The 25,980-nt window shown below is 66.1% G+C and carries 23 protein-coding genes and 2 pseudogenes; 9 read left to right on the top strand and 16 right to left on the bottom strand.

Going from position 1 to position 25,980, the window contains the following annotated elements; translation table 11 throughout:
* Positions 1 to 10: 10 nt before the first annotated feature.
* From pyrR to AB0J29_RS08755, 3 genes and pseudogenes are all read right to left on the bottom strand, one after another.
* Positions 11 to 646, bottom strand: coding sequence for a bifunctional pyr operon transcriptional regulator/uracil phosphoribosyltransferase PyrR (gene pyrR / locus AB0J29_RS08745; RefSeq protein WP_364500531.1), 636 nt, complete (start codon positions 644 to 646; stop codon positions 11 to 13).
* A 152-nt stretch (positions 647 to 798) separates the two neighbouring features.
* The gene (locus tag AB0J29_RS08750) at positions 799 to 1,098 is read right to left on the bottom strand and encodes a hypothetical protein (protein WP_364781806.1); all 300 of its coding nucleotides are present in this window, start codon (positions 1,096 to 1,098) and stop codon (positions 799 to 801) included.
* Between the two features lie 40 nt (positions 1,099 to 1,138).
* Positions 1,139 to 1,384: pseudogene (locus AB0J29_RS08755) on the bottom strand (class I SAM-dependent methyltransferase); the annotation flags it as partial.
* A gap of 67 nt (positions 1,385 to 1,451) precedes the next feature.
* Here AB0J29_RS08755 and AB0J29_RS08760 point away from each other — a divergent pair.
* Together AB0J29_RS08760 and AB0J29_RS08765 are read left to right on the top strand one after the other, a co-directional pair.
* Complete coding sequence (locus AB0J29_RS08760) at positions 1,452 to 2,078, top strand: alpha-ketoglutarate-dependent dioxygenase AlkB (protein ID WP_364781510.1); 627 nt, start codon at positions 1,452 to 1,454, stop codon at positions 2,076 to 2,078.
* A gap of 72 nt (positions 2,079 to 2,150) precedes the next feature.
* Positions 2,151 to 2,597, top strand: a complete 447-nt coding sequence (locus AB0J29_RS08765; RefSeq protein ID WP_364781513.1) for an SgcJ/EcaC family oxidoreductase — start codon at positions 2,151 to 2,153, stop codon at positions 2,595 to 2,597.
* Between the two features lie 7 nt (positions 2,598 to 2,604).
* Here the strand turns inward: AB0J29_RS08765 and AB0J29_RS08770 are convergent, their stop codons facing one another.
* Positions 2,605 to 3,447: a hypothetical protein gene (locus AB0J29_RS08770; protein ID WP_364781516.1), complete on the bottom strand. Its 843-nt coding sequence runs from the start codon at positions 3,445 to 3,447 to the stop codon at positions 2,605 to 2,607.
* Positions 3,448 to 3,581: 134 nt separating this feature from the next.
* Here AB0J29_RS08770 and AB0J29_RS08775 point away from each other — a divergent pair, with 134 nt between their 5' ends.
* The gene (locus AB0J29_RS08775; RefSeq protein WP_364781519.1) at positions 3,582 to 4,310 is read left to right on the top strand and encodes an HD domain-containing protein; all 729 of its coding nucleotides are present in this window, start codon (positions 3,582 to 3,584) and stop codon (positions 4,308 to 4,310) included.
* Between the two features lie 65 nt (positions 4,311 to 4,375).
* Here AB0J29_RS08775 and AB0J29_RS08780 read toward each other — a convergent pair whose 3' ends face one another.
* On the bottom strand, positions 4,376 to 4,957 hold the full coding sequence (locus AB0J29_RS08780) for a helix-turn-helix domain-containing protein (RefSeq protein WP_364781522.1): 582 nt from the start codon (positions 4,955 to 4,957) through the stop codon (positions 4,376 to 4,378).
* Positions 4,958 to 5,043: 86 nt separating this feature from the next.
* Between AB0J29_RS08780 and AB0J29_RS08785 the strand changes: the two genes are divergently transcribed.
* Entirely contained in the window at positions 5,044 to 6,012 is a 969-nt protein-coding gene (locus AB0J29_RS08785; protein ID WP_364781525.1) for a zinc-binding dehydrogenase, read from the top strand.
* A 257-nt stretch (positions 6,013 to 6,269) separates the two neighbouring features.
* On the opposite strand, the gene AB0J29_RS08790 is transcribed toward AB0J29_RS08785, so the two are convergent.
* Together AB0J29_RS08790 and AB0J29_RS08795 are read right to left on the bottom strand one after the other, a co-directional pair.
* A complete protein-coding gene (locus AB0J29_RS08790) occupies positions 6,270 to 7,499 on the bottom strand; it encodes an FAD-dependent oxidoreductase (RefSeq protein ID WP_364781528.1) in 1,230 nt (409 codons plus the stop codon).
* Positions 7,500 to 7,683: 184 nt separating this feature from the next.
* Complete coding sequence (locus tag AB0J29_RS08795; RefSeq protein WP_364781531.1) at positions 7,684 to 13,389, bottom strand: TIR domain-containing protein; 5,706 nt, start codon at positions 13,387 to 13,389, stop codon at positions 7,684 to 7,686.
* A 101-nt stretch (positions 13,390 to 13,490) separates the two neighbouring features.
* On the opposite strand from AB0J29_RS08795, the gene AB0J29_RS08800 reads away from it, so the two are divergent.
* Entirely contained in the window at positions 13,491 to 14,750 is a 1,260-nt protein-coding gene (locus AB0J29_RS08800) for an SLC13 family permease (RefSeq protein ID WP_364781534.1), read from the top strand.
* A 25-nt stretch (positions 14,751 to 14,775) separates the two neighbouring features.
* On the opposite strand, the gene AB0J29_RS08805 is transcribed toward AB0J29_RS08800, so the two are convergent.
* From AB0J29_RS08805 to AB0J29_RS08835, 7 genes are all read right to left on the bottom strand, one after another.
* Positions 14,776 to 15,702: an inositol monophosphatase gene (locus AB0J29_RS08805; protein ID WP_364781537.1), complete on the bottom strand. Its 927-nt coding sequence runs from the start codon at positions 15,700 to 15,702 to the stop codon at positions 14,776 to 14,778.
* Complete coding sequence (locus AB0J29_RS08810; protein ID WP_364781540.1) at positions 15,684 to 16,403, bottom strand: hypothetical protein; 720 nt, start codon at positions 16,401 to 16,403, stop codon at positions 15,684 to 15,686. The genes AB0J29_RS08805 and AB0J29_RS08810 overlap by 19 nt, the downstream gene beginning before the upstream one ends.
* The gene (locus AB0J29_RS08815) at positions 16,404 to 17,300 is read right to left on the bottom strand and encodes a hypothetical protein (RefSeq protein ID WP_364781543.1); all 897 of its coding nucleotides are present in this window, start codon (positions 17,298 to 17,300) and stop codon (positions 16,404 to 16,406) included. It lies immediately after the preceding gene.
* 634 nt (positions 17,301 to 17,934) lie between these two features.
* On the bottom strand, positions 17,935 to 18,201 hold the full coding sequence (locus tag AB0J29_RS08820; RefSeq protein ID WP_364781546.1) for a YciI family protein: 267 nt from the start codon (positions 18,199 to 18,201) through the stop codon (positions 17,935 to 17,937).
* Positions 18,198 to 18,707 carry a transcription antitermination factor NusB gene (gene nusB / locus AB0J29_RS08825; RefSeq protein ID WP_364500491.1) on the bottom strand — a complete coding sequence of 170 codons (510 nt, stop codon included), beginning with the start codon at positions 18,705 to 18,707 and terminating at the stop codon, positions 18,198 to 18,200. Before nusB ends, AB0J29_RS08820 begins: the two co-directional genes overlap by 4 nt.
* 111 nt (positions 18,708 to 18,818) lie before the next feature.
* Positions 18,819 to 19,382, bottom strand: a complete 564-nt coding sequence (gene efp, locus AB0J29_RS08830) for an elongation factor P (RefSeq protein WP_364781549.1) — start codon at positions 19,380 to 19,382, stop codon at positions 18,819 to 18,821.
* Between the two features lie 44 nt (positions 19,383 to 19,426).
* A complete protein-coding gene (locus AB0J29_RS08835; protein WP_364781552.1) occupies positions 19,427 to 20,554 on the bottom strand; it encodes a Xaa-Pro peptidase family protein in 1,128 nt (375 codons plus the stop codon).
* A gap of 152 nt (positions 20,555 to 20,706) precedes the next feature.
* Between AB0J29_RS08835 and AB0J29_RS08840 the strand changes: the two genes are divergently transcribed.
* The 4 genes and pseudogenes from AB0J29_RS08840 to aroB all read left to right on the top strand — a co-directional run bounded on the left by AB0J29_RS08840 (position 20,707) and on the right by aroB (position 24,538).
* Positions 20,707 to 21,162, top strand: coding sequence for an A24 family peptidase (locus AB0J29_RS08840; protein WP_364781555.1), 456 nt, complete (start codon positions 20,707 to 20,709; stop codon positions 21,160 to 21,162).
* An 82-nt stretch (positions 21,163 to 21,244) separates the two neighbouring features.
* A complete protein-coding gene (aroC, locus tag AB0J29_RS08845) occupies positions 21,245 to 22,438 on the top strand; it encodes a chorismate synthase (protein ID WP_364781794.1) in 1,194 nt (397 codons plus the stop codon).
* Positions 22,435 to 22,953 (top strand): annotated as a pseudogene (locus tag AB0J29_RS08850) (shikimate kinase); the annotation flags it as partial. The gene aroC and the pseudogene AB0J29_RS08850, both read left to right, overlap by 4 nt.
* Positions 22,954 to 23,362: 409 nt before the next feature.
* Positions 23,363 to 24,538, top strand: coding sequence for a 3-dehydroquinate synthase (aroB, locus tag AB0J29_RS08855; RefSeq protein WP_364781558.1), 1,176 nt, complete (start codon positions 23,363 to 23,365; stop codon positions 24,536 to 24,538).
* A gap of 87 nt (positions 24,539 to 24,625) precedes the next feature.
* Here the strand turns inward: aroB and AB0J29_RS08860 are convergent, their stop codons facing one another.
* Together AB0J29_RS08860 and AB0J29_RS08865 are read right to left on the bottom strand one after the other, a co-directional pair.
* Complete coding sequence (locus AB0J29_RS08860; RefSeq protein WP_364781561.1) at positions 24,626 to 25,108, bottom strand: B-4DMT family transporter; 483 nt, start codon at positions 25,106 to 25,108, stop codon at positions 24,626 to 24,628.
* Between the two features lie 46 nt (positions 25,109 to 25,154).
* Positions 25,155 to 25,976 (bottom strand): shikimate dehydrogenase, encoded by an 822-nt coding sequence (locus tag AB0J29_RS08865; RefSeq protein WP_364781564.1) that lies wholly within the window; start codon positions 25,974 to 25,976, stop codon positions 25,155 to 25,157.
* Positions 25,977 to 25,980 lie beyond the last annotated feature (4 nt).

Below are 25,980 nucleotides of genomic sequence, written 5' to 3' on the forward strand. Positions count from 1 at the left end.
GCCAGCCGGTTCACTGCGCTTCCTCCTGATGCAAATAGACGCCGTCGCGGCCGTCGTGTTCGGTGAGTAGTACGCAGATGTCCTCGCTGCGGGAGGTCGGCACATTCTTGCCGACGAAATCCGCGCGGATCGGGAGTTCACGATGGCCGCGGTCGATGAGCACCGCGAGTTGGACGGCGCGGGGGCGGCCCAGATCGCGCAGACCGTCGAGGGCAGAACGCACGGTGCGGCCGGAGAAGAGCACGTCATCGACCAGGACCACGAGTGCATCCTCGATGCCGCCCTCGGGTACCGAGGTGCGCTCGAGCGGGCGGTGCGGGCGGCTGCGCAGATCGTCGCGATAGAGGGTGATGTCGAGCGAGCCGAGGGCCGGGCGGACGCCGGAGAATTCCTCGATCTTGTCGGTGAGACGCGCGGCCAGGGTGGTACCGCGGGTGGGAATGCCGATCAGCACCACGCGCGGTGCGTCCGGATCGCCCGCATCCAGGGCGGTCTTTTCGATGATCTGATGCGCGATGCGCGCAATGGTCCGGCCGACGTCGGAAGGAGACAGCAACTCGCGTCCCGCGCTCACCCAATCGGGGGTGTGTCGCTGCGACGTTTCGGCAGCGCCGGACTTGGCGGCCCGTTCCTCGGGCACGGCCATGCCGACCTCCTTCCCCGCCTCACCGGACGGTCCGTTAAAGGATGTCTTACGGCATGCAGCCTAGCAGCGCTGTTTGCACCGCTTTAACCAGGCATATCCTGCTGTGAGCGGGGCCACGTGCGATTCGGACACTCCGTGTTCGGCAGGTGCGCCTACGGTTCGCGAACCGCGATGACGACTCCGACGTCGGGATCGTTCAAGGCGGCGGGCCGCTCGAGGGTGGCGACCATATCGTCCCAGCGACGGAATTCGGTGCGCCAGCCGTGTTCGTCCAGCCAGGCTCTGGCGTCCGCACCGAGGCCGGTGCGCGGACGATCCGCTCCTTCGACACCATGGACCAGGCGTTCGAGTTCGGTATACGGCCGGGCGTTTTCGTCGACGACGAAGCGCTGACGCCGAAACGGCTTCCCGGAGACCGGAATTCGGCAGTGTCGCGACCACGTGCAATGCATGTTCGTGAGCCAGGTAGCCCAGGACGCCCTCGTCCACCCGGTGCGTCGGCTCGTCCGGCCGAAATCCGTACTCCCCGAGCAGCTTTGCCCAATCCTCGCGCACATCGATGGCAAGCACCGCGCGGTCACAGCAAGGTTGCGCATGTGCCGCGGTGAGGACCGGTTCCTTGAACGCGAACAGCTCCGGCAGATCGATGTCGAACCAGCTGGAGCACCGCAATGATGGGCGATCTCCCGCGCTCCGACGACGAGCGCTACACGGCCGGGTCGATATCGCGTGCGACATACTCACCAAGAATTGAATGACCGTTTCTCGCTAGCACATATGTTCGATAAGGCGTAGATTCGGCGGCATGTCGACACCGCTGCAGGGATCATTGCTCGACGGGTTCGGGGATATCGAGGTGGGCGAATTCGGTGGTGTGCGCCGAACGACATTGAGTCATAGTGCCTGGGTGGATGTGCTGCCCGGGTGGTTGTCGGGGGCGGACATACTGTTCGAACGCCTGGTGGACGGGGTGCCGTGGCAGGCGGAGCGGCGGCCGATGTACGACCGGGTGGTTGATGTGCCACGGCTGCTGTGTTTCTACGAGGAGGGCGCGCAGTTGCCGGACCCGGCGCTGGACGCGGCACGGGAGGCACTGACCGCACACTATCGCGCGGAACTCGGCGAACCGTTCCGCACGGCCGGGTTGTGCTTCTACCGCGACGGACGCGACAGCGTGGCCTGGCACGGCGATACCGTCGGGCGCGGGGCGACCGATGACACCATGGTCGCCATCATTTCGATCGGCGCGCCGCGCGCACTCCTGCTGCGACCGCGCGGCGGCGGCGCGAGTCTTCGGTTTCAGGTCGGATATGGCGATCTGCTGGTCATGGGCGGCTCTTGCCAGCGCACCTGGGAACACGCCGTACCGAAGACGCGCAGGCCGACCGGGCCGCGAATCAGCATTCAATTTCGACCGCGGGGCGTGCGCTGACCTCGCCAACGCTTGTGACGAAGCCGACAGCCTGTTGACCTGAACCAAGGTTGAGATAAGAGGCTGATGGCCATGAGCGCAACAACAATTCAGCCCGTGGTCGCCGACACCACCGTCGACCACACCGCGGACATCACGGCAATCGAGCAGATCATCGCCACTGTCGAAACCGCATACAACACCAATGACGCCGAACTCATGACCGCCGATTTCACGGCCAACGCGGCGGTGGTCAATGCGGTCGGTGCGCTCATGGTCGGGAAAGACGCACTGCTGGCGGCCAATCGACAGGGACTGGCGGGATTCTTGAAGGATCAGTATGTCCGCTACGAGGTCGCCGACATCGTATTCCTGCGGCCCGATATCGCAATCGCGCACAAACTCGCCCGGGCGACGACGGCCGAGGGCGAGCTCATCGATATCGATCACGCGATGATCGCGCTGTACGTTCTGGTCAAAGAGAACGGTCGGTGGTGGACCGCGGCGCGGCAGAACACACTGATCCCGCAGGCGAAGTAGCCGCAGCTCAGGGCGTGGCGAGCCGTTCCTCGCGCGTCGGGAAGCGACGGCGGCGAACTGTCGCGCCATGCGACCAGATTGCCCACTGAACCTCCTCCGTCGAAACCTGTTCATCGAATCGGACGAGCACTTCGGCGCGGGCCTGGCGAGCGATGTTCACCTTCCGCCGGTACTGACGGAAGATCTGCACCTCGCCATTGCGGTCGTCGTCCAGGTACTCGTAGTCCATGCCGTAGTAGGCGTAGTTCCCGAGTGTCGCAAGCGAGGTTCCCCAGGATCGCAACTGCTCGCGCGCACCGAAAATCGTGACCATGCCGCCGATGCGGTCGATCCGTTCCCAACCGGTGGGCACCCCGACGAAATTCCAGTCCCGCTCCCCCGGCCCCTTCGCGCGCCATTCCTGGAGCTCTGCCACCGCGGCATCCAGACCGAAGGTCTGCCAGCGCACCGTGCCCTGTGAGCTGTCGCGAAACGGCAATCGCCTCCGCAATGCGACGGCGGCGGCGCGGGTGAAGACGGTCAGGTCCGCGGGCACGAGCACGATCGGATCCGATGGCGCGGCGTCGAACGGATTGGGATCCAGATGCGCCGGGTCGATGACGACAAGCGTGTCCGGCCGCCGCTGATAGGCCAGACCCCACAGCAGCCGAGCCAGCATCCGCGCTCCGCGCCAATCGGAGAGCACATGCCAGGTCTCATGGAAATAGTTGGTGGCGAAGCGGAAATCGCTGCCGGGGCGCAGGGTCAGCACGGTATATACCCGCCCGTCGAGCACCATGGTGCGTCGATGCAGTTTCGCCATAGTGTCGGTGGCCGAACCTGGGCGCGGCCGTTTGTACTGCGCGGCCACGTTCACCTCCAGTTCTGCCTCGCGTGCATTCCAGGGGACCATGGCCGCCGGCGCGCGGCAACGGATTTATTGTCACGAAGTTGAACAATGGTCCATCTACAGCGGTGCGCGGCCGCCCCCGATAGATTGGCCATATGAGCAACCCTGGGGCGGGGGTTTTGGCCGTGATGCCGCTGCATACGATCAGCGAGGTCTACGGCGAAAGCGGACTGCGCGAACGACTACTGCTGGAAATCGCCGAACTGTCCGATACCGAACGGCTCACCGAGGCATTGGACCTGGCTACCGAACTGCACCGCGACGATCGTTACGGCCGCGAACCGTATCTGAGTCATCTACTGCGCGTTGCGATTCGGATCGTCAGCCACTACGAAGTGCGGGATCCGGATGTCGTCGCGGCCGGGCTGCTGCACGATTCCGTCGAGGACCACCCGGTCGAACTGGCCGGCGCGCGTCCCGGTTCGCCGACCGATGCCGCACTCGCGGAAATCGCGGCCCGGTTCGGCGCCAGGGTCGCCGAACTCGTCGCCGCCGTCACCAATCCGGAACCCGATCCGGAGATCGATCGACACGCACAATACCGCGAACACGTGGCGGCAAATCTCGATCGCGCGCCGTGGGCTCGGATCGTAAAATTCTCCGACTTCACCGATAACGGCGTCGGGATCCTCTACGCCGACGGACCGGCGATGCGCAGACTCGCCACCAAGTACCGCCCGCTCACCGACATCTACCGCGACCTCGTCACCCGGGCCGACACTCCGCTCGCCGAGCACGTCAAGCGGCGCATCCTGCACCAACTCGACAGCGCCGACGAACGCTTCGACGCCATTCTCGCCAGAGATCAGGCGTCCTTCGAGTGATCTGCTCGGGAGCATGAGGGCACACCGCGCTCGGGGCACACCACCAGCCAGTACCTCTCAGGGCACTACGACCGGGGCGCGCGCAGCACCGATTCGACGAGTTGACGGACCGCCGTGAGCAGCCGTTCGGTCTCCCCCGCACGCGCGAGTCGCGGCACCTGTTCGCCGCCCAGTGCGCCCAGCAGCAGCCTGCCGACGACCTCGGCATCCAGGTCCGGACGGGCCTCCCGCAGCAATGCGGTGATGTGCGCGTCCCAGAATTCGTGGATCTCGGCGGTACGCGGGTGCGGCGGGCCCTGCATATAGGCGACCGTCACCTCGATGTTGTCTGTCATCATTCGCAGGAAGGCGTCGAAGAAGGCCAGCAATCGCTCCCCCGCCGGCGCCCCGGGGCCCAGCGGCGGCGGACCACTGCGGACCGTATCCATCAATGCGAAGGTGCTCTCGGCGATCATCTCGTGCAGTAATCCGGCGCGATTGCCGAAGCGGTGGAAGATCGTGCCCTTGCCGACACCGGCGGCCGCCGCGACCCGATCCATGGTTAATGCGTCGGCACCGTGTTCGGCGAGCAATGCAGCGGTCGCGGCCAGGATCGCCTCCCGATTACGCGCGGCATCCGCCCGTTCCCTCGGGCGTTCGTCGGTCATTCCACCACCTTTATTGACAACTTGACCGCCGGTCCATATGATTCTGAAAAACCATGTGGACCGACAGTCAAGTTATGGAGTTGACAATGCAAGCAATCGTAATGACGGGCATCGGCGGCCCCGAGGTCCTGGTCGCGCAGGATGTCGCCGCACCACATCCAGGCCCCGGCGAGCTGGTGATCCGCGCCGAGGCGATTCCGGTGCTGTTCCCGGAGACCAAACTGCGCTCGGGTGAGTTTCCGATGCCTACCGAACCACCGGTGGTCTTCGGTTTCCAGGCCGCCGGAGTGGTCGTCGAGATCGGGGACGGGGTCGACCCGGTATTGCTGGGCCGACGAGTCGCGGTGGCCACCACGGGCTTCGGTTCCTACGCCGAATTCGTCTGCGCGCCGGCAGCTTCCGTGACCACGATCCCGGACGCCCTCTCGTCCGTCGATGCGGCCGCCGTCCTGATGGACGGATCGGTGGCACTGCCCCTGCTCGCGACCGCCGCACTCACCGGCTCCGAAACGGTTCTGATCGAAGCCGCCGCGACCGGAGTCGGCAGCGCACTCACCCAACTCGCCAAGGAATTCGGTGCCGCGCGCGTCATCGCGACCGCTGGCGGTTCCGAGAAGTCCGCGCGGGCAAAGGCATTGGGCGCGGATGAGGTCATCGACCACAACGCACCGGACTGGCCTACCCGACTGCGCGAAACCCTCGACGGCACCACGCTCGATGTCGTCTTCGATTCCATCGGCGGCACCACCGCCCGAGACCTACTGGCAGTGATGACCCCGGTACGCGGCCGGATCCTCAGTTACGGCTGGCTCTCCGGAGCGCCGGCCCAGATCTCCACGACCGACCTGCTCCCCCACGGCCTCACCCTCACCGCCTGCGCCGGACCGGCCTGGCTCGCCGAAGTATCCCGCTCCCGCGCCGCCGCCCTCGACCGAGCCACCACCGGAACCCTCACTCCCCAAGTCGATTCCGTCCTCCCCCTCGACGCGGCCGCCAAGGCCCACCGGCTCATCGAGGAGCGCTCTCCTATCGGCAAGATCGTGCTGCGCCCCTGACGCCGAGTATCGGCGCAAACCTCGTCCGCCCCTTCGCATTTCTCACTGCCACCGCCTCGCAGTCAACGCAGGCCGGGTCGCCACCCTCTCCCCCGTCGTAGCGCGAAGGGCCGTACACCTTTGCGGAACTCACACCGCTCGGGCATTCGTATCGCCGAAGCACCGTGCACAAGTGATGAAACACCATGTGGTCGTTGATGTTTCCCATGAATCATGAGTCGCGCTCACTGTTGCACCGAGTGCATCTAGCGGGCGCGTCAAGGGCGGCGGGCGAAAGCCGGGGCGTGCTCGGGGAGTATTCCTCGGGCGATCAGAAAAGGCGGGACGGTGCGCAGGACAGGGGTTCGGCGCAGGATGCGTAGCGGCAAGGGAGTCGTTGTGGCGTTGGCGATATCGATTCGGCCGGATAGGGCGGGGCGGATTACCGTGGCGTGGAGGACGCGTTGCAGGTCCTGGGTGACAACGGTTGGGAGAGTGCGGCGACGCTGCACCCTGACCAGGTCGCGGGTGGTCAGGGTGCCCGAAGTCAGTAGTGGGGCAAGGATTCTCGCGGTGGCGACGGCGTCCTGGACGGCGAGGTTGATGCCGACGCCGCCGGCGGGGGACATCGCGTGCGCGGCGTCGCCGATACAGAGCAGACCGTCGGTGTACCACTTCGTCAGGCGGTCCAATTTCACGTCGAGCAGTTTCACATCGTCCCAGTCCCGGAGCGCACCCTCCCGGTCACGCAGCCACGGCGCGGAATCAGCCATGCTCCGCACGATTTCGGTGACCGGACCGCGGCGGGCCGCTGCATCGCTGCCCTTGGCGATGAGGGTCGCGACCTGCCAGTAGTCACCGCGATCGAACATGACCGCGACGCGGTTGGCGCTGAGCAGTGCGAGCAAACCAGCGGGGTCGACATCGGTCCGCGGCAGCCGGAACCACCACACATCCATCGGTGTCGGCCAACTGCGTGAGCCGAGTCCGACCTCGGCACGCAACACCGAGTCACGGCCATCGCAGGCCACCGTCAGGTCGGCGCGGATCTCGCCCGTTTCGCCGTCGCTGGTCCGGTAGGCGACACCGGCGACCCGGCGGTCATCCCAAATCACCGCTGTCGCTTCGGTGTTCATGCGCAGCCGGAAGCTCGGCTCTCGATCGGCCACACCGGCCAAGAGGTCCAGCAGATCCCACTGGGGCACCATCGCGATGTATTTATGCGTACCGGGCAGATGTTCCAGAGTGAACACCGTCTGCACCGCCCCCCGGATCGGCAGCAGGACCTGCTCCAGTTTGCGCGAGGGCAGTTTCGCGAATTCCTCACCGAGACCCAGTTCGTCGAGCAGGTCCAGGGTCGTGGGATGCACTGTGTCGCCCCGGAAGTCCCGCAGGAAGTCCTGATGTTTCTCCAAAACGGTGACATCGATGCCGGCGCGGGCCAGCAGCAGTCCCAGCACCATGCCGGCCGGTCCACCACCGACCACCAGACACGTCGTGCTTTCCATTGCCCCGACCTCCCTCCGTGCGCACGCGCCGGACGGACATTCCGCGGGCGCGGATGTAACGTTTCTCTGGGCCGACTTCAATGGTATGCCGCGCAGCCGAGCACCAGGCCCGCAACGTTGCGCTGCGATCAGATCAGATCAGATCAGATCAGATCAGTGACGCTGAACAAAGAAGGCGCACACCTCAGAAAGGTGCATCGGCCGCCAGCTGACCCACTTCCGGCAGGTAGGGATCGAGTTCACCGGATTCGAACCGCGACATGCCGATGACATGCCAGAACTGCCCGGCGATATTGCCCTCGAATTTGTACCGACCATCGGGCGCGATTGCCGCCCACCCTTCGGGCAGACCGAGCAGGATCGCGCGGATCGACGGCGCGTCATCCTCCGGCCGTGACCACAACAGGATGTTGCCGTCATCACCGCCGCTGGCCAGCAGCTTGCCGGACGGGTCGAAGCTCAGCGACCATACCCGGCGCTTATGGCCCTCGAGCGTATGCAGATGACGTCCCGAGGCCATATCCCACAACCGAACGACCAGATCATCGCCCCCGGTTGCCAAGGTGCCGGTGCACGGGTCGACCGCGGCCGTCCACAGCCTGCCGGTATGCCTGGTCAGCGTATGCAGCGCATCACCGGATTCGATATCCCAAATACGGGCGGTGGTATCCCAGGACACGCTGGCTAGGCGGCCCTCATGAAAGGCGACGGCGTACACCCGGTCGCGATGTCCGTGCAGTGCCCGCAGGAACCGTCCGGAGCGCACATCCCACAATCGCACCACGGAATCGTCGCAGCCGGTGGCCATCAGCGCACCGTCGGCACTGAATGCGATGGAGCGCACCCGGCCGCGATGTTCCGCGCAGACGGCATGCAGTGCGCCGGTCGTGCGCACCCAGATGATCACCGTGTCGTCGTCATTGGCAGTGGCCACATATTCGCCGGTCGGGTCGAAGGCGGCCGCCCAGATCGGTGCGGATTCGATAGTGATATGGCGTTCGTACAGGTCGGCGTCGAGGTTGAACAGGCTGAGCCGCCCGTCATTGACGACGAGACCGAGCTGATGGCGGCCCAGCATGCTGAATATCGCCGATTCGAAGGTGAGCAGACGGTCTTCGCTGCCCACCAGTCGGCGCACCATCCGTCCGGTCACTGGATCCCACAGTCGAACCACCCCGTCGTTACCCACGCCGGAAAGCAGGGTGCCGTCCGCATTGAAGCTGACCGTGCGGACCTGGCGACCGTGGCCGGTGAGCGTGTGTTTGCAGGTGCCGGTTACCGGATCCCAGAGCCGGGTGGTGAATTGGTCGTCGGTAACGGCCAATTGGGTACCGTCCGGGCGAAAGGCGAACGGCCAGATCGAGCCGGTATGCGCGGTGAGCCGATGTCGCAACTCCCCGGTTTTGCTATCGCGCAGACAGACCAGTCCGGCGCTATCGCCCGAGGCGAGCAGTTCACCCGACGGATCGAAGGTGAGCCAGTAGATGGCCGCGGCGTGTTCAGTGAGCGACTGCCGTTGCGCACCGGTGTCCGCATCCCACAGTCGCAATCCGCCATCGGTGTCCCCGCTCGCCACGATCGGGAGGCTGGGATGGAAGGCCACGGAATAGACCCGCCCGGTGTGTCCGGGCAGATCGCGAACCTTGCGGCAGCTCAACGGATCCCACAGCGCCAGCGTGCCGTCCACGCCACCGACCGCGAGTAGTTCACCGGTCGGATTGAACGCCACCCGGAACACCGATCCCAACGCACCTCTGAATTCGCCACTCTCCCTGCCATTTTCGATATCCCACAGACGTACAGTGCCGTCCCGATACGAGGCTGCGACAAGCCGCCCGCGAATATCCAAGCTGTAGATGAGTTCCCCGCCACCGCCACCCGCGGGACGGCATTCGTGCCATAATTCGCCGCTCGGCAATGTCCACAGCCGCAGCACACCATCGGCATCACCGGTGGCAAGCAGATCACCGGCGGGACTCAGCACCACCGGCCACGGCCAGCTCTTGTGCCCCAACAGGATTCGGCGCAGTTCACCGGTGGCGGCATCCCAGATGGCCACGGTGCCGTCGCCGGACCCGGTCACCAACACCGTATCGGTGAACGCCACCGCGAAGGCACGGGCACGGTGGGTCTGCAAGGTGCGCAGCGGCCTTCCGGTTTCGGCGTCGCAGATGAGCACACCACCGTCATCACTGCCGATGGCGAGCGTGCCGCCGTCCGGGTTGTAGGCGACCGGCTGCGGCAGTCGGCCGTGTCTGGCGTGGAAGCCGTGCCGGACGCCGATTGCGGCAGGTGCGAATTCGGTCTGCGCCGCGCCCCCGGGCACCCACGCCGCGCCATGCAGATCGGTACCGGTGGGGATGCCGGTGACATCGATGAGTGCCGCGCGAGACCAGCGGCTGCCGCTCGCCCGCGATCCGGTCAGATCGGTGTGCACCAGTCGGGCGCGAGTCAGATCAGCCTCGCCGAGATCAGCTCCGACCAGGCTGGCCTCGTCGAGTCGGGCGCCGACCAACCGCGCACCGTGCAGCACAGCGCGGTCGAGGTTCGTGCCGACCAATCGGGCGCCGCTGAGGTCGGCTCCGGTGAGATCGACATCGCGCAGATCCCGATACGACAGATCCTCCCCCGCCAGACTCGCACCGCGCAGATCCGCGGTCGGTGCGGTGCGCAGTCGCGTCGCCACCCGAATCGCATTGGTGCGCGTCACTTCCTCGGCCGCCTGCTCGGCGAGCACTCCGTCGGCCCAGGTGCGCAGCGCCCGGTTGTCGGCGAGATCGCACAGGAAGTCGATCGAAAGTTGAGATAGCGGCGATTGGTTCAGTTGGGCGGGCGCGATCGTGCCGACCTCGAACTGCTCGGCAATATGGTTGGCCACCAGCCATTCCATTACCGACGAATGGATGAAGCCGAATAGGTTGTCCTCGGTGCGCACCAGGAGGCTGCCGGAGCCGATGGCATGTGCCGACTGCTGCACCGACATCCGGCTCGATCCGGTCAGCTCGGCCAAACCCGCTGCCACCTCGGTCAATTCGGACAGCCGCAGATATGGCTCGCCGGTTCCCCAGGCGCGTAGCGCGAATGCCGTGACCCCGAGCCACAATTCGTGCAGGCGCAACCCTGGCGGCGCGCCGGCGATGCCCGCGGTCCGGTCGGCCTCGTGGGTCAGCCAGGACTCCAGGATCTCCCGGTACAGCCCGGCCGGCCCCACCGCCTGTTTGGCGCCCGCCGCGGCCCGTAGCCGCCGCTCGTCCAGATCGGCGATAAAGCCGAGCATCCGGGGATTCTGTGCCAGTCCGAGCAAATCCTCGATACCGGTGATCAACCCCATTCTGGCGTCCGCGCGGCGGATATCGCCGCCGTAGCGGTTGGTCAAGAAGGCGTGGATCTGCGCCGGCGCGAAATCCTCGATGCCCACGATGCGCCGATCCTGCAGCAGACCGACGCGTTCGCCGAGGGCGGTGAGCACTTGGGCGCGGGATGCGAAGTGCTGGGTGCGGCTGGCCACGATGATCTTGGCCTTGCCGACGGCGGCCTGCAGCAGGGTTTCCAGATGGTCGGCAGCGAAGTCGTAACTGATCCGGGTGACGAGTTCGTCGAAGCCGTCGAACAGCAATACCACCCGGCCCTCGCGCAACATGTAGTGCAGCGCCTTCAGGTCGATCCGATCCTCGCCGTGATTGGCCAGATGCGCGGCGACCAGACCATCCACCGAATGGGTTTTATCCAAGGCCCGTAGGTCGATCAGGATCGGAACCAGCGCGGGCATGGTTTCGGTGATGCGGCGAGCCAATTCGCGCAGCGCGAAGGTTTTTCCGCGTCCGAAATCACCGAGTATCAGGATGAATCGGCCGTGGTCGGCCGCGATCACCTTCATCAGTTCGCCCACGAGATCGTCGCGGATCTGCTGGTCGTCGTGTTCGAGGATCCGGAAGCGCTGCGGCACATACAGATCCGGCGGATAGGTGCGATCCGCGCGCAACCGTGCCGCCTGGTGCGCGAGATAGTCGTCCAGATCGAGCAGGCCCTGGAATTCGGTGAAGCTGCGCACCCGCAGACCGTGGCTGGCCGCCTCCTCACGCAGCGAACGTGGCGGCGGCGCACCGCGATACACGAGTTCGGAACCGTACTCCGGATCGTGGCCGAGGAAATCCTCGACGACCTGCCGGGTCATATCACCGACGTGCACACCGACGCGCCACTGGCCGATCACCTCGTCGTCCTCCCTGGTGATCAGCAAATGTGGCGGCGCAACCTCGATGTGCCGGATCTTCGCACCGGGATAACGGGTTTCGCATACCTCGGCGACGCGCTCGAGCAGCCGCCCGTGCGGATCGACCGCCGGAGTTTCGGCCGGCGGTTCCGGGAGCTCGGGCTCCTCCGGTCCGAGTAGTTCGGGCTGTTTGGCCGTCGGCAGCGCCGCGGACACCTTCAGCCAGTCGAATTCGACTTGTCTGGTGGACTCGCCGCGTCCAGCGAACCGGGCCAGACCTGCGGCGGTGAGCTGGATGATCTCGTCGCGCCCCGGTGCGGTCGCGGGCAGCACAGGCAACGTGTCGTCGATCCGATCCAGATGCGGCCCACCGGGTCCCGGACCGTGCAGCAACAGATTCAACCGGCCGCCGAGCAGCCGGGACAGCGTATCCGCGTCGCGCAGCAGGTCCGGATCATGGGCGGGAGTACCCGCGCCGGGCAGCGGATCATGCCGGACGACACCGAGGCGCAACCAGCCGTTCTCCTCGAACGGGCGCAGCCGCTCGGCGAACCAGGACGCCTGCGGTTCGCCGATCCGGCCGTAATCGTCCTCGGGCAGATGGGTCGCGGCCATGGTCGAATTCAGTCCGGCTACCACCACCCGCAATTCGGGAATCGGGAACAGCGTCCACGGCTGACCGATATCGAAGACGAGGTGATCCAGCCCCTGGTACAGCGCACCGAACAGCCGCGCATACTGCTCGAGCTTCGGGAAGTACGGCGGCTGTGGTTTGCGATCGTGAGCCTCGCAGCTCAGGAAGTACGCGTGACAGGCCGGTTTGGAGACATCGTGATTGCCCGGCACCACGATCAGCCGCTCCGGACCGAGGCCGAGTAGCGTGCGCAATCCACTCAGGAAGGTCAGCGCCTCCTCGACCTCACGTGGGCGGCCGGATTCGGTCATATCCCCGGACACCACGATCAAATCTGGTTTGGCCACACCCTGATTCACCAGATGGGTGACATTGGCGTAGATGCGCGCCTGTAATTCGGCCGCGGTGCTCGGCTCGTCCGGCGCGAGGAGCCCGCGACCGAAGCGCGGACCCGCGACATGCAGTACGGAGACACTGGTACGTGGCTCGCCATGATCGCTGGCGCCCGGAAAGGCAGGGGCCGCAACAGGCGTGCGGCGCGGCAGCACGGATCCTGGTGTGTCCGAGATGGTTTCGGCGGCGAACCGCTCGGGACCCGCCTGCGGAAAGCCCGGTTCCGACTGCGGCTTCGCCCGCCCCGCGAGCAGATGTCCGACCCGCTCCAGCAGGATTCGGCGCGCTTCATCGGCAGTGGACACCCGCACCAGGTCGAGATAGGTGATCGTGGCGAGTAGCCCCTCGAGCGTGCATTCGGCGATGCGCACCGGCATCAGCTTGCCGGGATCTGTGCGGTAGGCCGCCTGCCATTCCATGGTTCCGTAGTAGGAACCGAGATAATTCTCCGATAGCACCACCAGCACAACCGCCGAATCGCGCACACCGCGGTCCATGAAATCGATGAAGTTGGTACCGGGCACGAAATCCCAGGCCTGGATGAGGGTGCGGTAACCCACGGTCTCCAACTGCCAGGCCAACCAGGTCGCCCACCGCTCGTCGGCCGGTGAATAACTGATAAAGAAGTCCCGCCGCCCGCCCGAAGTCACAGCATCAGTATGCCCCGAGGGGGCGCCACGCCAAACAGAGAAAGATCGTTGTGCGGACCGAATCCGGAAGTGGCCCAGCCGATATGCTGCATGATAGGCATGTGTCCGAGCAACAGGTCGATTCCGCTGCGGAGAACCCGCCGTCGAGTGCCCTGGTGTCCGCGCCGCAGAGATGGGCGCTGAGCAGGCTGGATTGGGTCCGGCTCGGACTCTTCGCGGCCGGACTGCTATGTGTGGCGACCGGATTGCTGCCGCGCGCCGAGGCCGCCGACAATATGCGCCGGATCGGTCCGCTGCTGCTGTTCCTGTGCAGTGTGATCATTCTCGCGGAGCTGACGCGGCAGGCGAAGGTGTTCGATGTGATCGCACACCGGCTGGCCATTCTCGGGCGTGGCTACTACCCGGCGTTGTTCCTGCTCTGCGTGCTTTTCGCGGCGGCGACAACGATTCTGCTCAATCTCGATACCACCGCCGTATTGCTCACCCCGGTCATGCTGGCGCTGGCGGTGCCGGCCCGCATTCCGCCACTGCCATTGGCGATGACCACGCTCTGGCTGGCCAATACGGCGAGTCTGCTGCTGCCGGTCTCGAATCTCACCAATCTCCTGGCCGCCGACCGGGTTGCGCTGCGTGCCACGGATTTCGCAGCACGGATGTGGGCGCCGCAGCTGGTCTCGATCGCGGCGACCATGGTGTGCCTATGGGTCTGGTACTGGCGGCGCGGCCGCCGTGAAACCGACCGGTATATACCGCCGGAACCGATTCACCCGAAGAACGCCAGGGAACGCACGCTGCTCTACACGACGGCCGGCGCGTGTCTGCTGTTCATCCTGGCGATTCCGATCGTGGGTGACCGGATCGGCATTGCCGCCACCCTCGCCGCCGCCATTGCGGTGGCAGCCTTCGCGATCGTCGACCGTTCGTCGCTGCGACTTTCGCTGATCCCGTGGCAATTGCTGGTTTTCGTGGTCGGATTGTTCCTGGTGGTACCGACGTTGAGCAGGTTCGGACTCAGTGATGTCATGCAAGCGCTGATCGGGCACGACTCCGGCGTTGTCGGTGCGTACCGGGCGGCGGGCGCAGGTGCCGGATTGTCCAATCTGGCCAACAATCTTCCGGCTTACACCGCCGGTGAGGCGGTGCTGCCCGAGGAGAATCGAAATCAGTTGCTGGCCTTGCTCATCGGCACCAACGTAGGGCCGATCGTGACGCCATGGGCATCGCTGGCAACGCTGCTGTGCCTGGAGTTCTGCCGCACCCATGGTGTTCGGGTGCCGATGCCGCGGTTCGTGCTCACCGGACTCGGGCTCGCGGTCGTCGCCACGACCGGTGCCGTAGCTGCGCTGTTGGCAACGGGATAACCGAAACGATCGGCTCGATCGCCCCTCAGCCCGGCAGCCCCGTCACGGTAACCTCGGCGGCGGCCTTCACCAGCAAGGCCAACTCGGGCAACATTTCAGTGCTGGTGGCAATGAAGTTCACCTCGCCGCCGGGGAGATCGAGGTGGTCGTCAAGCGGTGCACCGTCGAAATCAGTGATGTGGATCCCGGATTCGCGGGCCAGCAGGGCGCCCGCGGGCAGGTCTACCAAACCCGCTCGATAACCGACGAACCCGTCGATATCGCCGCGGCTCAGCATGACCCAGCACAGCAGCGGAGACCACAGTTGAATCAGCCGACGGGAACCGGATTCCAGGGCTAGGCGCAGGGCGCGTGCCGTGTTGTCGGAGCGGGTCACCGGATAGCCCTGCAGCCAGGCCAGGGTCGGTGCGGATTCGACGCGACGGTGCGGCGGTCGCCGGAGCGGGCCGTCCGGACCCGTTGCGCCGGATCCGCGCACGGCGGACCAGGTGCGGTCGGCCAATGGTTCGTGGACCAGGCCGAGTATCGGAACTCCGTTGTGGCACAGGGCGATACCGATCGTGCACACAGGAAGACCGATGGCGATGTTATTGGTGCCGTCCAGCGGATCGACGACCCAGCACCAGGAATCGTCGATGCCCTGCAGCCCGGATTCCTCGGCGAGGATGCGATGGTGCGGGAAGGCGCGGCGGATATGGCCGACGATGATATGTTCGGCGCGCAGGTCCAGGTCGGTGACCAGATCGCCGCTGGCGTCCTTCATGCGGACGGTGAGTGATCCGGCCAGCCCCTCCCGAATCGCCCGCCCCGCCTCGATCGCCGCTTCTCTGGCGACCTCGGCGGCGGTCATCAGCCAGGTGTCCATCCGGTCGAAGGGGCTGATCGGAGCCGGATCGGTGAGCGCCGGACCATCCGGTGACAGCGCCAGGTTCGCTACGTCGCCTGCTCGCATCGGTCCTCCAGTTGTTCCAGCAGGTTCGGTTCCCGCTGGGGGATGGCAGCCGGCGGGGTGGGTAAACACAGGTGGTCCAGCACCGTTTGCGCGGCACGGCGGGTTTCGGTCGGGGTGCAACCGGTTCGGTGCACCCGGTGGTCGGTGGTGGCGAGCGTGCCGAGTGATCGGTCCGGTCCGCCGCGCCGCACCTCGCCGAGCACCACGGTCGCCGCCTCATCCTGCACATCGGAGAGGTGAAATACCCCATGCGGCAGGGTGTACACCTCACCGGTGCGGAAATGCCGACTGGATCGAGTCCGATAGCGGACCAATCGCTCGGTCGCCCGCACCACATCACCGTCTACGCCACTGTCGATTTCGAAGATACGATGGGTCGGCCGGTCGCTGGTGTTCTCCACTTCGAGTATCTCGTTGCCGACCTCGCCGTACAACACCACGCTGAGCAGATCCCAGCTGTGCGCGTGCATCGCCGAGGTCGTCGGATACGACCGCAGACCGTCGGTCCAGACATGCACGCAGACGCCGAGTCCGCCGTCACGCCATGCGGGAAAACACAAGAACCCCAACGGATGCCGGACCGCGCCGACATCGACGCGACCGGCCAGCACCCCGGTCATGAGATCTCGAGCCCATCGTCGCACCGCAGGACCTGCCGCATCGGAGCCGATCAGCCTTCGTAGTCGGGCATAGTCGTTCATTCAGTACGGATTCCTCGGCTGTAGCGCGCGGCGCACGATATCGGCGACGTCGCGATCGGTATAGGAGGCCGGTAGCGCGAGACCGAGCGCATCGAACAGTCCGCGGGTCTGATCGACGGACGGCTCGTCGGCCAGCGACAACTCCTCGCTTCGGCTGAGCGGCACCTGCCTGGCCTGCTTGAAACTTGCCACCAGCTCCCGGTTGAAGTCCCGGTAATAGGGCTTGTCCCGTTCGAACATCAGGGCCGGAGTATTCGGATTGTCCTGGGTGACAATGACGCAACTCGACGACAAGTCCCAGCGGAAGGTCGTCATCACCGTCGACAGACCGACATCGATGGTCAGGAAGGTGAAGCGCTGCCGGTACCAGCAGGCGGCCAGCACCGTCGCGAAGGATTCCTTGCGAGTGCGTTCGGTGGTCCACATTTCGCCGGTGCGGTCGGCCTCCGGCACCAGCGACGAGCGGAATTGCGCATAGGTCTTGCACAGCTGCTCATTGGTCGGGTCGAGGACCTCGACCTGGATGCGCAGCGGACGCTGGTCGCGGCGGGCGTTTTCGACGCATTCGCGCAGTGTGACGGCCCGCAGATAGGTTCCGGTTCCCCCCTTGAACAGCCACTGTTCGGTGCCGCGCCGCGCGAGCGTATGCGCGTGCCCGATCTCCGGACCGTAGAGCAGCTGCACTGAATTCGAATCCCGAATGGCCTTGGCCGACAGGTGCCGATCACGCAGCAGCGTGGTGGCCAGCAGACCGAGCACCAGCAGGATGACCGCGTTGATCAGATCCGCATCGAAGAAGCCGATATCGATCAGCGAGATCACACCGAAGATGGCCGCGAGAACCAAGGCGACGAGACCGTCGATATTGTTCCGCAGCCAGATCAGCACCCGTGCCATGTGTTTTCGGCCTCCCCTAGGGTTTCTACCCAGGATAGGTGCATTGATGTGGACGCAACGAGCGAACCGTCAAGTCTCACTGGCGGACCGGTGTATGGACACGGCGACGAGTCGCGCGGCGAGGATGTGGCGGGCTCGTTCGTAGGGCACCGATTCGCCGAACAGCAGCGCGTCCTGAGCCACGGTGCGTGCCGGTGGCATCGAGTTCGAAGGCGAGATCGGCGGGCTCGCTATCGGGGGCGACCTCGCCGAGATTGATGCCCTCTGCGATGGTGGTTTCGTGGAGCCGCAACCGGTCTCGGCGCGATGCGGCGACAGCGTCGTACACACGCCTAGCCCCCTGCGAGTGACCAAGGTCACGCACCGAGCCCTTGACCTCGAGTGCGGTTGAGGAACCAGGATCTCACCGTGCCCAGGTTCACCGCATGCGGTGCACACCATCCGTCGGTGCGCACCGCAGGGCCGGGCACACCCGAGTCCGTGAGCCCGTCACTGTCGGCGGCTCGCGGTTCGCTCCCGCTGGGCAACTACACCCACCAGCGGGAGCACGGGTGCCCCTTGCTGCGGATCGCGATATGTCCTGAAACGACAACAGTCGCACACCATTTCGCTGTGCGACTGCTTTCGGTGTCGGTCAGGCGGAGACCGCGATCTCCCACTCGTACACGATGAGTTCCGAGGAATCGGTGGTATGCACCGGATCGGTGAACGCGATTTTCCTTGCGGCTTCGAGACTTTCGGCGTGGATCACATATGCACCGCCGGTGCCGTCGGTGAACCGTCCGCTCTCCACCAACTGCCCGCGCTCGAGCAGCTCGTTCAGGAACTGCCGGTGCGGTTCGATCACTGCCGGGTCGAACGACGGCTTGCGCATCGCCATGACCAGGTACTTGTTGCTCACGCCTGCGACTCCGGACGTGGTGCGCGGGTGGCCGCGGCGGCCGCGCGCACCTGCGGGGCAACCAGCACGACCTGACCGAGCACACCGTTGACGAAGCCGGGCGAATCGTCGGTGGACAGCTCCTTGGCCAACTCCACCGCCTCGTCGACCGCGACGACCGGCGGAACATCGTTGGCGTGGAACAGCTCCCACACCGCGATCCGCAGGATGGCCCGGTCGACGGCGGGCAGCCGGGACAGCTCCCAATCCTTGAGGTAGGACTCGATGGTGCCGTCCACCCGATCCAGATCGTCGGCAACGCCCTCGACCAGAGTGCGGGTGTAGGCATGCAGCGGGGCGACCGCCTGATCCTGGGTGGCCAGCTCGGCCCGCTCGGTGAGCAGGTCGGCCGCGTCCACGTCGCGGGCCTCGGCCTCGAAGAGCAGATCGACTGCCCGGCGGCGGGCCTTGTGGCGCGCGCCGAGTTTCTTGAACGTGGACTTCTTGTCTACGGGCTGTTCCGCCACAGCAGTCATTATCCCTGTCACTTGTTTGATGGCGGCAGTAGCGGGTCCCACCGTGGTTACGGCTCCGCTACCTCCTCCGGGCCCGTCGCTACAGCCGCGAAGGGCGGGCGATCAGGCGTTCACGCGACCGAGGTAGCTGCCGTCGCGCGAATCGATGCGCAGCTTGTCACCGGTGTTGATGAACAGCGGGACCTGCACCTCGGCGCCGGTCTCCAGGGTGGCGGGCTTGGTGCCGCCGGTGGAGCGGTCGCCCTGCAGACCGATATCGGTGTGCTGCACCACGAGCTCGACAGTGACCGGCAGCTCGACGTAGAGCGGCGCGCCCTCATGCGTGGCGACCTGCACGACCATGTTCTCCAGCAGGAAGCGGGCGCCGGGGCCGATGGTGTCCTCGCCGATGGAGATCTGGTCGAAGGTCTCGCCGTCCATGAAGACGTAATCCGAGCCGTCGTGGTACAGGTAGGTCATATCGCGACGGTCGACCGTGGCGGTCTCCACTTTGACGCCCGCGTTGAAGGTCTTGTCGACGACCTTGCCGGACAGCACGTTCTTCAGCTTGGTCCGCACGAACGCAGGGCCCTTACCCGGCTTGACATGCTGGAATTCGACGATCTGCTGGAGCTGACCGTCGATCTTCAGCACGAGGCCGTTCTTGAAGTCGCTGGTGTCCGCCACTGTTCTCGGATCTCCTAAGTTCATGAATGTTCAGGCAACCGGCGTCAGCCGACGACGGTCAGGTCTTTGCTTGTGTTGGTGAGCAGATCCGGGCCCCCCTCGCGCACCACGAGCGTGTCCTCGATCCGGACGCCGCCGCGGCCGGGGAAGTACACACCTGGTTCGACGGTCACCGCCACGCCAGACAGAAGTGTACCGGTTCCGGTTTTGGCGATTCCCGGCGCTTCGTGGATCTGCAGTCCGACACCGTGCCCGAGACCGTGCACGAACAGCTTCCCGTGCCCGGCTTCCTCGATCACCGCGCGCGCCGCCGCATCCACGTCCCTGACCTGCGCGCCGGGGTGCAGCGCTGCACGTCCGGCCCGCTGCGCCGCCTCGACCAGCGCATACACCTCCCGATGCCAGTCGGATGCGGTACCGAGCACGAAGGTGCGGGTCATATCGGAGTGGTAGCCGCCGACAACGGCGCCGAAGTCGATCTTGACGAAATCGCCGGTGGCCAGGACGGCTTCGGTGGGCCGGTGATGCGGGATGGCGGAGTTCGCACCTGTCGCCACGATGGTCTCGAAGGCGACCGCATCGGCACCGTGTTCGAACATCGCCCACTCGAGATCCCTGGCCACCTGGCGTTCCGTACGGCCGGGGCGGAGACCGCCGCGTTCCAGCAGGGTCGCCAGCCCGGCGTCACCGACGGCGCAGGCGGCGCGCAACTGTTCGATCTCGTAATCGTCCTTGACCATCCGCAGCTGTTCGACCAGCCCCGGAGTGGCGACGAACTCCAAACCGGTCTTCTGCTCGATGAATCCGCGATGCTGGTCGACCGTGACGATATGGCTCTCGTAACCGACCCGGCCGAGCTGCCACTCCCCCGCGAGCTCCACGATTCTGCGGGCGGTGGCCCTGGCGATTTCGGCACGCAGATCCGGCACCTGCTCGGCGACCTGGCTCAGATAGCGCCCGTCGGTGCCGATCACGGTGCGCTCCTCGGAATTACGCACATCCCAGGAGTTCACCAGCAATGCGGCATTGGACCCGGTGAAGCCGGTCAGGTACCTGATGTTCACCAGATCGGTGATCAACAGCGCGTCGACCTCGTTCTCCACCAGCAGACTGCGCAGTGCGCCACGGCGCGCCGCGTAGTCGGGCCAAGGGCCCGCGTGATCAGCAGACATGTGTCAAAACTACCGCCGACACGTGTAGATCCGCATAAAACACCGGTATCGCGGTATTCGAGCGAGGCGATCGATGTTCACATACCGATCGGTTATCCCCAATCCGGAAATAGGGGCTGGTTCCACGACCGGCGCGGACGAGGCTGAAAGTCATGTCCCCCACCGCATTTGCCCTGCTGGTGCTCTGGTGCTCGGTGCTCACCACCTGCGATCTCCGGCAGCGCCGACTGCCCAATGTGCTCACCGCCTCCGGCGCGCTGATCATCTTCGGATATGCGCTGTTCACAACACAATTCACAGCCGCGGTCGTCGGTTCGGTGTGGTTGGCGACGCCATATTTATTGGTGCACTTGATCGCACCCGCCACACTCGGGGCGGGTGATGTGAAGCTGGCTGTCGGACTCGGCGCGGTCGCCGCACTCGGCGGTGCGCAGGTCTGGGTGCGAGCGGCACTCCTCGCACCGATTCTGACCGCGACATTCGGACTCGCTGTGTTGGCCCACTGGCGGATTCGATCCGGTGCTGATCGGGCCGGACCGCATGCGCTACCCCATGGGCCCGCCATGTGCCTCGCGACGGTACTGAGCCTGGCGGCGGCGTATGGCTAGCCGATACCGTGGCGCGGCCGTGCCGATGATCACGGCGGGCCGCGTGCCGGAGCACCCGCGCCGACATGGGAAGATGGACGGCGTGTTGCGCTGGATAACTGCCGGAGAATCCCATGGTCCCGCTCTCGTCACCATCCTCGAGGGGATGGTGGCCGGTGTCGAGGTGACGTCCGACGAGATCTCCGCACAGTTGGCGCGCCGTCGGCTCGGGTATGGGCGCGGGGCCCGGATGAAGTTCGAGGCCGACAAGGTCACCGTCATCGGCGGGGTGCGACATGGACGCACCATGGGCGGACCGGTGGCCATCGAGATCGCGAACTCCGAATGGTCGAAGTGGACGACGGTCATGGCCGCGGACCCGGTGGACGAGAGTGAACTCGCCGATCTGGCTCGCAACGCACCGCTGACCCGGCCGCGGCCCGGCCATGCCGACTACTCGGGCATGCTCAAGTACAACTTCAACGACGCCCGCAACGTATTGGAGCGGGCCAGCGCCCGCGAGACTGCCGCGCGCGTCGCGGCGGGCACGGTCGCCAGGAACTTCCTGCGGCAGGCATTAGGCGTCGAGGTCGTCTCGCATGTCGTTTCGATCGGCACCGCCGCCAACACCACCGGTATCGTGCCGACCGCCGCCGACCTGGCCGCTATCGATGAAAGCCCGGTGCGTGCCTTCGACAAGGACGCCGAGGCCGCGATGATCGCCGAGATCGAGGCCGCCAAGAAGGACGGCGACACCCTCGGCGGTGTGGTCGAGGTGGTCGTGGCGGGGCTGCCCGTCGGTTTGGGTTCATTCATCAGCGGCGCGGATCGGCTGGATTCGCGACTCGCAGGCGCGCTCATGGGAATTCAGGCGATCAAGGGCGTCGAGGTCGGCGACGGTTTCGAAACCGCGCGCCGCCGCGGCAGCCAGGCACATGACGAGATGAAGCCGGGACCGGACGGCGTGCTGCGCTCGACCAACCGTGCGGGTGGTCTCGAGGGCGGTATGACCAATGGCGAGCCGCTGCGCGTGCGCGCCGCGATGAAGCCGATCTCGACGGTGCCGCGTGCGCTGGCCACGGTAGATATGACCACCGGCGAGGAGGCCGTCGCCATCCACCAGCGCTCGGATGTCTGTGCGGTGCCCGCCGCGGGTGTGGTCGCCGAGACCATGGTCGCGCTGGTCGTCGCGCAGGCCGCGCTGGAGAAGTTCGGCGGCGATTCGCTGGTCGAGACCGTCGACAACATCACGAGCTATGTCAAGCGCGTCGGCACCCGACCACACGTGCCGCAATGATCGTGCAGTCCGATCCGCGCGCACCGCGCGTGGTGCTGGTCGGACCGCCGGGGGCGGGGAAATCGACGATCGGCCGCAAACTCGCCAAGGAACTCGGGGTCGAGCTCTACGACACCGATGCCGGAATCGAGCGCGAGACCGGGCGCACCATCCCGGAGATCTTCACCGAGAATGGCGAACCGGAGTTCCGCCGAATCGAGGAGCAGGTGGTGCGCCGCGCCATCCTCGCCGAGCGCGGTGTGGTGTCGCTCGGTGGCGGAGCCGTGCTGTCCGAGGACACCAGGGCCCTGCTGCGCAATCGCACCGTGGTGTATCTGGAAATCAGTGTGGCCGAAGGGCTTCGGCGCACCGGCGCGAGTACGCAGCGACCGCTGCTCAACGGTGCCGATCCGGGTGCGAAGTATCGCGAGCTCATGCGCAAGCGTCGACCGCTCTACCGGGAGGTCGCCACGGTGCGGGTGCGCACCGACGGCCGCAGTCCGGGCCGCGTCGTACGGATGATCATGGCGAAGCTGGGCATGGAATCGGTGCTGCCGCAAGAAGCGGAGCCCGATTCCAGCGGTGCGCCGGAGGTCGTAGCGTCGAAACCGCAGGGCAGCAGTAGATCCCGAGCCCGGCGCGCCGCCAGGGCCCGTGCAGCGGCCCGGCGCAGGGCCGCCGCGGCACAGGGCGATAGCGCCGAATCCGCGGCGACCGACCGGATCGAGCCCGCCGGCAAGATCACCGCGGCCAACCGGAGCACGACCGATAACGCGACGGTCGACCGTTCCAAGCCCACCGGCAAAATCGGCAGTGGCCCCGCTGGTTCCGAAGTATCCGGTGAGGGGGCAACACCCAGAAGCCGGTCCCGGCGCACCCGGGCCCGTCGCGCCCGCGCGCGAACGCTCAAACAAACAGCACGCACAGAATCGGAGCCGAGTACCCATGAGTGAGCGAAGCGAGCGGCCTATCAGCCCAGCCGAGCAGCACCCGACCAGCCCGAACGAGCCGAGTCGCATCGAGGTCCGCACCGCCGATCCGTATCCGGTGATCATCGGCCGCGGCCTGCTCGGTGAGCTCGTCGAGTCGGTCGCCGGCGCCACCACCGGTGTGCGTACCGTCGCGATCTTCCATCAGCCGCCGCTGGCCGAAACCGCCGAGGTGGTGCGCAAGGCGTTGGCCGACAAGGGCATCGATGCGCACCGCGTCGAAATCCCGGATGCCGAGGCGGGTAAGGATCTGGCCGTGGCCGGCTTCTGCTGGGAGGTACTCGGCCGCATCGGTCTGACCCGCAATGATGTCGTGGTATCCCTCGGCGGCGGCGCGGCGACCGATCTGGCCGGATTCGTCGCCGCCACGTGGATGCGCGGGGTGCGCATCGTGCATGTGCCAACCACGCTGCTGGCCATGGTCGACGCGGCCGTCGGCGGTAAGACCGGTATCAATACCGAAGCGGGTAAGAATCTCGTCGGCAGCTTCCACGAACCGGCCGCGGTGCTGGTGGATCTGGCGACCCTGGAAACGGTGCCGCGCAACGAGATCGTCGCGGGTATGGCCGAGATCATCAAGGCCGGTTTCATCGCCGACCCGGTGATCCTGGAGTTGGTGGAGCGCGATCCGGAGGCCGCACTCGACCCCACCGGCGATGTGCTGCCCGAACTGGTCCGCCGCGCCATCCAGGTCAAGGCCGATGTCGTCGCCGCTGATCTCAAGGAAGCCAGCCTGCGCGAGATCCTCAACTACGGCCACACCCTCGGCCACGCCATCGAGCGGCGCGAGCGCTACCGGTGGCGGCACGGTGCGGCCGTCTCGGTCGGTCTGGTCTTCGCCGCCGAACTCGGCCGCCTCGCCGGTCGCCTCGACGACGCCACCGCCGACCGCCATCGCACCGTCCTGGCCAGCATCGGCTTGCCGACCAGCTACGACGCCGACGCCCTCCCCCAACTCCTCGACACCATGCAGACCGATAAGAAGACCCGCTCCGGCGTGCTGCGCTTCGTGGTCCTCGACGGCCTCGCCAAACCCGGCCGCCTCGAAGGCCCGGACCCCACTCTGTTGGCCGCCGCCTATTCGGCCATCGCCCGCGAGGACAGTCCGAACAGCGGCGCGATCCTCCTGTAGTCGCGAACCGGACTGCGACCTGTCCGGAAAAGCGCAGGCGACCCTCCAGTCGATGAAAGGGTCGCCTGCGGTCGAATTCGTGAGCGGCTACGCGGGAGTCGCAGCGGATCCCGGTGCCTGGGGTGCGGGCCGGTTCGCGGACTTGTTGATCCGGCGGTCGGCGATGATGCGGCCGATGCCGACTCCGATCAGGCCCGGAATGAAGACCAGCAGGACGATGAAGGACGCGCCCGCGGTCAGTTCGAAGAGCAGAGCGTTGTCGCCGAGATCGAACCGAGGCAGCCAGTCGAGCAGCCACGAGACCGCGCCACTACCCAGGCCCGCGGCAGCCGCGGTCTTCAGCCACAGGATGGTGAGGTCCGAGCCGTGCTCCGGATCCGGATGGACCACACGGTCCTTGCGGCCATCGACCACACCCCAATACACGACGGCCGCGAGCAGCACCACCAGACACAGCGGCCGCATCCAACTGCCCTCGGTCGGCCAGTACACCATCGCGAATCCCAGCGCGGCACGCAGGGAAACGACCAGCGCGCCGAGCACTGTGGCCCGCAACACCCAACCATTCATGGTCAACACGATAGCCTCGAGCCGGCCGGATCCAAACGAGAACCGGTTACAGATTTATCGCCGCGGCCATTTCCGCGTGCGGCGCCGCGCGGCCGGTGAACTGTTCGACCTGCCCGTAGGCCTGATTCAGTAGCATCTCCAGCCCGCTCACCACGGTGTGCCCCGCCCGCGCGACCGCAACGGCCAGCGGCGTCGGCCAGGGATTGTAGATCGCGTCGAGTACCACCGGGGCCGTCGCCACCGCCTCGGCGACAACGGCGGCGGCCTCGGCCGGGATCGTGCTGACCACGGCACCGGCATCCGTGCACACCGCGCGCAATATGTCCTTGTCGAAGGCAATCACGGCGGTGGTCATACCCAGCCGCTCCGCGAGATCGACCGCGCCACGCGCCCTTCCGGCATCGCGGGCGACAACGGTTACCGTCTTCGCGCCGAGTTCGGATAACGCGAGCAACGCCGGACGTGCGGTCCCGCCCGCACCGAGTACAACGGCCTTGGTCAGCTCGCCGACACCACCACCACGCAACGCGCCGAGCACCCCGTCGACATCGGTGCAATCGGCACGCCAGCCGCCGACCGTTCCCGAACCGATCCGAACCAGAGTGTTCGCCGAGCCCACCAGCACCGCACGCTCCGTGCGTTCGCTCGCATATGCCAGCGCGGCCTCTTTGCCCGGCATCGTCACCGAAAGCCCGACCCATTCCGGACCGAGCCCATCGACCAGACCGGGCAGCTCCTCGGCCGAACATTCGATCCGCTCATAGGTCCAATCGAGGCCGAGCGCACGGTAGGCCGCCAAATGCAGCTGCGGCGAACGCGAATGCGCGATCGGCTTACCGAGCACGGCCGCCTTGCGCGTTTCCGGCATCGCC

The organism is Nocardia sp. NPDC049707 (genome assembly GCF_040674855.1).
Lineage (GTDB): Bacteria > Actinomycetota > Actinomycetes > Mycobacteriales > Mycobacteriaceae > Nocardia.

Excerpts from the sequence above, each read along its gene's own strand:
- pyrR (WP_364500531.1), bottom strand. The coding sequence starts at position 646 with ATGGCCGTGCCCGAGGAACGGGCCGCCAAGTCCGGCGCTGCCGAAACG.
- AB0J29_RS08750 (WP_364781806.1), bottom strand. The coding sequence starts at position 1,098 with ATGCATTGCACGTGGTCGCGACACTGCCGAATTCCGGTCTCCGGGAAG.
- AB0J29_RS08760 (WP_364781510.1), top strand. The coding sequence starts at position 1,452 with ATGTCGACACCGCTGCAGGGATCATTGCTCGACGGGTTCGGGGATATC.
- AB0J29_RS08765 (WP_364781513.1), top strand. The coding sequence starts at position 2,151 with ATGAGCGCAACAACAATTCAGCCCGTGGTCGCCGACACCACCGTCGAC.
- AB0J29_RS08775 (WP_364781519.1), top strand. The coding sequence starts at position 3,582 with ATGAGCAACCCTGGGGCGGGGGTTTTGGCCGTGATGCCGCTGCATACG.
- AB0J29_RS08780 (WP_364781522.1), bottom strand. The coding sequence starts at position 4,957 with ATGACCGACGAACGCCCGAGGGAACGGGCGGATGCCGCGCGTAATCGG.
- AB0J29_RS08785 (WP_364781525.1), top strand. The coding sequence starts at position 5,044 with ATGCAAGCAATCGTAATGACGGGCATCGGCGGCCCCGAGGTCCTGGTC.
- AB0J29_RS08790 (WP_364781528.1), bottom strand. The coding sequence starts at position 7,499 with ATGGAAAGCACGACGTGTCTGGTGGTCGGTGGTGGACCGGCCGGCATG.
- AB0J29_RS08805 (WP_364781537.1), bottom strand. The coding sequence starts at position 15,702 with ATGCGAGCAGGCGACGTAGCGAACCTGGCGCTGTCACCGGATGGTCCG.
- AB0J29_RS08810 (WP_364781540.1), bottom strand. The coding sequence starts at position 16,403 with ATGAACGACTATGCCCGACTACGAAGGCTGATCGGCTCCGATGCGGCA.
- AB0J29_RS08815 (WP_364781543.1), bottom strand. The coding sequence starts at position 17,300 with ATGGCACGGGTGCTGATCTGGCTGCGGAACAATATCGACGGTCTCGTC.
- AB0J29_RS08835 (WP_364781552.1), bottom strand. The coding sequence starts at position 20,554 with ATGTCTGCTGATCACGCGGGCCCTTGGCCCGACTACGCGGCGCGCCGT.
- AB0J29_RS08840 (WP_364781555.1), top strand. The coding sequence starts at position 20,707 with ATGTCCCCCACCGCATTTGCCCTGCTGGTGCTCTGGTGCTCGGTGCTC.
- aroB (WP_364781558.1), top strand. The coding sequence starts at position 23,363 with ATGAGTGAGCGAAGCGAGCGGCCTATCAGCCCAGCCGAGCAGCACCCG.
- AB0J29_RS08860 (WP_364781561.1), bottom strand. The coding sequence starts at position 25,108 with ATGAATGGTTGGGTGTTGCGGGCCACAGTGCTCGGCGCGCTGGTCGTT.
- AB0J29_RS08865 (WP_364781564.1), bottom strand. The coding sequence starts at position 25,976 with ATGCCGGAAACGCGCAAGGCGGCCGTGCTCGGTAAGCCGATCGCGCAT.